Origin of the sequence: Wolbachia endosymbiont of Drosophila nikananu, assembly GCF_028981865.1 — a bacterium.
GTDB lineage: Bacteria > Pseudomonadota > Alphaproteobacteria > Rickettsiales > Anaplasmataceae > Wolbachia > Wolbachia pipientis_B.
Genome location: NZ_JAPQLL010000058.1, coordinates 1 through 6358, shown reverse-complemented (window position 1 = coordinate 6358; position 6358 = coordinate 1). Strand labels below are relative to the sequence as shown.

6 protein-coding genes and 1 pseudogene are annotated in these 6358 nt (G+C 35.1%); 4 read left to right on the top strand and 3 right to left on the bottom strand.

Going from position 1 to position 6358, the window contains the following annotated elements:
- Window positions 1-543: 543 nt before the first annotated feature.
- The 3 genes from OZD67_RS06605 to OZD67_RS03615 all read left to right on the top strand — a co-directional run bounded on the left by OZD67_RS06605 (window position 544) and on the right by OZD67_RS03615 (window position 1534).
- Window positions 544-969, top strand: coding sequence for a WD_0033/WD_0034 family tandem repeat-containing protein (locus tag OZD67_RS06605; protein WP_458695117.1), 426 nt, complete (start codon window positions 544-546; stop codon window positions 967-969).
- Window positions 938-1276: a hypothetical protein gene (locus tag OZD67_RS03620; RefSeq protein WP_182183958.1), complete on the top strand. Its 339-nt coding sequence runs from the start codon at window positions 938-940 to the stop codon at window positions 1274-1276. Before OZD67_RS06605 ends, OZD67_RS03620 begins: the two co-directional genes overlap by 32 nt.
- A 105-nt stretch (window positions 1277-1381) precedes the next feature.
- The gene (locus tag OZD67_RS03615; RefSeq protein WP_182183956.1) at window positions 1382-1534 is read left to right on the top strand and encodes a hypothetical protein; all 153 of its coding nucleotides are present in this window, start codon (window positions 1382-1384) and stop codon (window positions 1532-1534) included.
- Between the two features lie 8 nt (window positions 1535-1542).
- Here the strand turns inward: OZD67_RS03615 and OZD67_RS03610 are convergent.
- From OZD67_RS03610 to OZD67_RS03600, 3 genes and pseudogenes are all read right to left on the bottom strand, one after another.
- Window positions 1543-2416 (bottom strand): annotated as a pseudogene (locus OZD67_RS03610) (Rpn family recombination-promoting nuclease/putative transposase).
- 140 nt (window positions 2417-2556) lie between these two features.
- Complete coding sequence (locus tag OZD67_RS03605) at window positions 2557-3669, bottom strand: hypothetical protein (protein WP_182183954.1); 1113 nt, start codon at window positions 3667-3669, stop codon at window positions 2557-2559.
- A 295-nt stretch (window positions 3670-3964) separates the two neighbouring features.
- Window positions 3965-4918 (bottom strand): hypothetical protein, encoded by a 954-nt coding sequence (locus OZD67_RS03600; RefSeq protein WP_182183952.1) that lies wholly within the window; start codon window positions 4916-4918, stop codon window positions 3965-3967.
- Window positions 4919-5037: 119 nt separating this feature from the next.
- Here OZD67_RS03600 and OZD67_RS03595 point away from each other — a divergent pair.
- A partial coding sequence (locus OZD67_RS03595) for an IS110 family RNA-guided transposase (RefSeq protein ID WP_274999611.1) occupies window positions 5038-6358 on the top strand: 1321 nt, incomplete at its 3' end.

The window sequence follows — 6358 nt, the reverse complement described above, 5'->3', positions numbered from 1 at the left end:
ACGGTTAAGCAATTCGTCATCTCGCTACTTGTTAGCGGGATCTATGCTAAGAGATACCGCGAATGAATCGCGGTATGACGGTCTGCGGCAGTGTGACGGTTCGCGGTGGTATAGTAATTCGTCATCCCGCTGCTTGTTAGCGGGATCTAGAGATACCGTGGCGGGATGACGAGGATGCCGACGCGAACTTGTCATTCCAGTGCTTGACACTGGACTCTTGTTTCAATGTTAAACAAAATACCATAGAATTCAAAAAGACAATTCCTAGAAAATTTCTACATCCAAAAAAAGGCAAATCGTGTTAATGCTGTTTAGATGTAAAAGATAAGCTAAATCTTTACAAAGAAAACATTTCAAGCAGCAAGGCGCCTTTGATTGAACCAAATTTATAGGGTTGCGCTATTTCAACTACTACCACTAATCAATAAATCTTAATAGGGGGGGGAACATTATGGAAACGTCAAAACTGACTGGTGAATTAGTATGTGATATATATGAGTTAACAAATAAAGATAGAAAGAATATACAAAACTAGCAAAAAAAATAGAAGAAGGGGAAGGTGTTGCCGAAAAGTTCAAAAATGGAATATTCAAAAATTCCAGCTACAATGCAAGCACGATTCTTTTAGCAAAAATAACTTACGAGTATCAGGGTAGAAAGGAGACATCGTCACTACTACATTATGCTATAAGTCATAAAAATAATCAAGCTGTAAAAGATCTTTTAGAAGAAGCCAAAAAACAAAAACTATTAAAGGAAGTTCTGAATGAAGAAATGACCACAAAACATTCAGATGGTCTGGAAGAAACTTATACAATACTTACAGATGCTATATCACGTAGAGACAATGACATTATGAGAGTAGTGTTAAAAATCTCTGAGGAAAATGGTATTTTGAAAGATATTCTAAAAAAGAGAATAATTATAAAACATTCAAATGGCAAGGAAATCCCCATTCACCTATGCTGAAGCGTGTGAAAATAGTGAAGCTGTAAGAGAACTGGGAAATCTTCTTAATAAGAGAGCAACCCAGCAGTCCACTGTTGTGACAGCCAAAACTACTACAGCTAGAAGTGAAAAAGTCCTTCAAGATACTATCGGTAATATCGAGACACCTGCTAATACATATGAAAATAGTAATAAAAGTAGTCTTGAAGAATATATAGAACATAAACCATGCGAAAACAGTAATGCAATAGCTATAAAAGATATCGCTGCTTCAATAGAAAAGCTCTGGAATATGCGAAAAAAATGGAACTGCTGTAACAGAAACTGACATACAAAAGCCAAATGCTTCCAACAGTCTTTCTTCTGCTGCATGTTTTGATAATGGGTCTAGCAAAGTAAATTCTGTAGACGAAAAAGAAGAACTATAACAATTATGTCAGTATCTAAAAGAATACAGATTGATAAAGAAAAGGGTAAAAAAATAGGAGAAATAGAAGTGGCAAAGAATCTACTTGAAGTGGGAGTCCCTATCGATGTGGTCTATCAGGCAACTGGTTTAAAGCTAAGTTTAAGGAAACTTTTTTAGAGAAATGTCTAAATTATTAACTTTAACCTTAATTCCTCAACTTCACTCACGGATAGGCCAGTAAACTTGACAATAGTCTCAACATCAACACTATTAGCCAGCATTGCTTTTGCAACTTCAATTTTCCCTTCAATTTTCCCCTTTTCTTCGCCAATTTGGATACCTTTCTCTCTAGCATCATCAAGCCGTTGCTCCAAAATAGCAGCTTCTTTCTGTAAATCCATTACTCTTTCCTCATACGCCACTAGATCCTTTTCCTCCCAACTAAACTTGTCTAATTCATCATATGCTAGCTTTATTATCGGAGATTTTTCTGCTATTTTTCTTAAATCTTCATCAGTTGTTTCTTCTGCATACCGGAAAAAAAAACACCACCTTTCTACTGTACTTTCTAGTTGCTCTACCCTGCTTTTTGTAAATTTTGGTAACTCAATAAAGACGAATTGAAAATCTTTTAAGTGATGGCCATTGGTTTTTATCTCTCGTATATTATGAGTAGAAATATACTCAACCTCTGTAGGAAATAGCAATAAAGAATACTTTCTTAAAATCAACGTAATTGCCTGATTGTCTTGAGTAAGCTTTGGCAGCATATAGTTGAGCACGCTTTTCAAAGTTCTTGTCCTTAGCGAGCTGCATTTCTGCGATATATTTATTTCCATGGGAATCTTTGCAGAGAACATCGACTATACTTTGTTTATCAGAGGCAATTTCAGGATTCATGATGGTGCTGAGAAACTGAACTTCTTGTATTGCGTTAACACCAGTGAAGCCCAAGATATCATTGAGAAAATGGATAAGAATATTCTTATTTTTTTCAGTACCGAAGATTTTTTTAAAAGTCAGGTCCAATTTTGGATCGAGAAACTTAGAAAGAGCCATGATCAAAATGCTTAAAAGTATTAATAATTATACACCATTACTATCAATTATTCAACCATATTTTTAAATATTGTGTATTTTGTACTAAAGCCAACAGTCTTTTCTTGCCAGATTAACGACATTGCGAACTACTGACTCCTTCAACATCTACCGTTAGAATGTAAAGAACTTAATGACTGGCTACACGATATTTCACCTAACTTACTACCTGGTGCTGCTGTAGACGGAAATTCCTTCACTACACAATTTGATTGTTTAATCGTTTCAGCTAACTCTATGGATACACATACACTACCATTTCTTTCAAAACCTCCATCTTTTATAGCTTGTAGAACACTTTTCCCTCCTAGAAGGCAGTTTTTTCCTAAACTTGATTGATCTTTTAATCTGTCAAACTTTTCCCGACTTTCTTCATTAAGTTCTACTTTTATTTTATTACTATCCTCATCACTAGAACTGAAATAAATACCAATGTTCCCTATTTCAGTAGTAAAAGACATTTCAATGCTACCTTCTAAGACATCTGTGTAATTTCTTTTTCCCCCAACACTTTCAACTCTTATTATACTTTCTCCAATCTGTAATATTCCACTTTCTATATTTAAATTGTTACCCACCTTACTATTTATAATCTTCGCAACTTCAACGATACTGTTTTGTGGCAACTGAAAAAGAATAAGATTGTTATCTACTTCCACTGTTATATCATCGACTTTAGCTTGTTCATTCCTGTTTACCAAACTTTCATATGCTATACTTTTTAGCTCATCCTTAATTTCTTCACACTTTGCAAAAATAGGCTCATCATTGTAAAACATAATTTCATCCACCATACTATCATTGTAAAAATCAGGCTCTACTTTTGCACCTGCCAATAATAGCTTACTGATAATACTGAATACAACCTCTCCACTTTCTGTCCACTCGTCTATTGCTTCTTCTTCAGTTACTGGATCTTTATACCGCGATATGGTAGTAGGCGTTATACGCGTAACACTATTGGCATTAGCAATATCAATTATTTTGCTTAACACAAAATTCGATACAGTGTATTCATAATCATTACAGCGTAAATTTAGCTTTGTTTTTCTTCTCAAATATTCATCTATTAAGTGTTCCATACTCTCTAGGGCAACCTTTGTAGAATTTTCGTGTTTACCTTGGCGAAACGTTTCTACTATGTTCTCCATTTTTCTATAAAATTCATCAATCAAAAATTTTTCGTTTTCAGTTAACAGTATTCTTAACCCCATTAAAACTGAGTTTTCTGGAATAAGAGAACGTTTAACAACGGTATTTGTGTCTGTAATACTAGATTCATCCCAGTCATCAGACTTATTCCAATCATTTTGTTATTGACTCAAACCACTTACAGGAGTTCGCCGATCATTAGTAGTTATCATATTTCCCCCTAGTCTATAAAGATATTATATATGATATATAGAAAACTAATGCAAGCATAATTTTTGATATTTTTTAAAGAGCTCTCCTTCTTAACTTTACTGACATCGATATGTGCATTTTTAAACCACAGCTATCATGCAACATCTACCTCTTCTGTTCTATCCACCGTCCTTGCAGCGATTCAAGCTCTGAGGTTTCTGTATTAGATGAAGATAGAATAGAGTTGGGATTGCTGCTCGGTTCTATTTCGCACAGTGCTTTATAATCTTCTGAAGGTACCAGTTGTGAAAGATTTGGATACAAGTTTGACACTTCCTCCCATGGTGGTGCTGAAGGTGCTACTGTTTGATCATCAGAAAGATCTATTAAATTTTCCTCCACCTCCTGCTCTTGTTGTTTTGGCTCCTCTCCATTTTCAGTATTAGTTGCTTTATCCATATGTCTTGGTTCTTCTATAAAGTTTTCCATTTCCTTTAAAAAACTTTGCTTATAGTGCTCATTTACTAAGTAAGCTATACCTGCTATTACAAATGACATAGCGATGAGTGAGAGTACAATTACCATTACGTATGTCTCAGCTGTTGAGTCATGTATATAACCTGCCCTACGAGCGTATCTTGGTGGAGGAGCACATGCGATCGCGCCGATAAAGAACACAATAACAGAAATAACAAAGGGATAAGGTGACATGTTCATCACCTTTTCTGAAATCATAATCTTTTTGGCTTTACTATTAACACTTTGATATGTTTTCTCAATATCAGTCTTGTTGTTCTCTGCATAAGCTCTTAGTTCTTTTTCCATTATCTCTACAAGGGGGCTTTTGATTTTTTTCTCATATCGCTTGATTTTAAAAGATTCACCTATATTCTTATCCATTATGTGCTGTGCTTCCAACTCTTGATTTATTTTATCTAAAGCATCCTTTGCTTCTTTCTTTGCTTCTTTTGGTAGCATCGAACAAGGAAAAATCTTGTTAAACCTGAAAGAAACTATTTTATCCAGTGCTATAACAATTTTTAAATATAATTTATTAAGAAGTATTTTTGCAGTTATAACCGGACGCTCAATGGTGCTAGAGTGCCCGTTTGGGAGCATGGTTTTGGAGGAACGGTTAAACCACTGATGGAGTCTATTACGACTACCTCGATTAGAAGATTGTATAATCTAACCGTCCCAAGCTTAAATACTTCTTCATTATAAGTTATAGGAGGTCAATTACAATGACAAAAAGTAAATTAGAGGTAATGAATCCTGATGCAGCAGGGATAGATGTTGGTTCGGCTGTACATTATGTATGTATACCCGAGAGAAGAGATGAGCAACGTGTTCAAAAATTTGGCTGCTTCACTGAAGACCTTCATAATTTAGCAAGGTGGTTAAAAAAGTGTAAAGTTACAACCGTAGCGATGGAATCAACTGGTGTATATTGGATTCCTTTGTTTCAAATACTGGAATCTTACGGTTTTGAAGTTAAGTTGGTAAATGCGCGACATGTAAAAAATGTACCTGGGAGAAAGTCAGATGTTCAGGACTGTCAGTGGTTACAACAACTACATAGTTATGGATTACTCCAAGGGTCATTTAGGCCAGATAGCCAGATATGTGTATTGCGTAGTTACGTGCGACAACGTAAGAACCTCACTGAAAGTGCATCTACACATGTTCTGCGTATGCAGAAGGCATTAATTCAAATGAATATACAACTGCATAGAGTTATAAGAGATATAACAGGAGTAACTGGTATGAAAATTATCAAGGCTATAATTAAAGGCGAAAGAGATTCTGGGAAATTGGCTCAATTCAGGGATGCACGAATAAAAAATGATCAGTCTACTATAGCAAAAGCGTTAGCTGGCGATTATAGAGAGGAACATGTATTCACGCTAAAGCAAGAATTTGAACTATATAATATTTATCAAGAAAAAATAGCAGAATGTGATAGAAATATTGAGGTCTATTACAAAACGTTTGAAACAAAATCTAACGAAAGTAAACAGTTGAGTAAGGAAAAGAATAAGCACAGAAAAAGTAAGCCTGACTTTGCTTTGCACGAGGAACTGCACCGAATAACTGGTATGGATTTTACTAAAGTTCCAGGGCTTGATATACTAAGTATACAGACTATAATTTCAGAAACTGGTATAAACCATAATAAATGGTCAACAGAAAAACACTTTTCATCGTGGTTAGGACTCAGCCCTGCCAATAAAATTACAGGAGAAAAAGTGTTTAGCACAAGAACGCGTAAAGTCATTAATCGTGCTGCGAATGCATTTCGAATGGCTGCTAATTCTGTAGGAAATAGTAAAAGTTCATTGGGTGCATACTACAGGAGATTAAAAAAACGATTAGGAGCACCAAAAGCAATAACAGCTACTGCAAGAAAAATAGCATGCATATTTTATAGTATGCTCAAATACGGACAAGAATATGTAGAAAAAGGAATGGAATACTATGAAACACGATATAAGGAGAGAGCTGTAAAAAATTTGATCAAAAAGGCACGAGAATTTGGCTATACTTTAGTGCAACAAG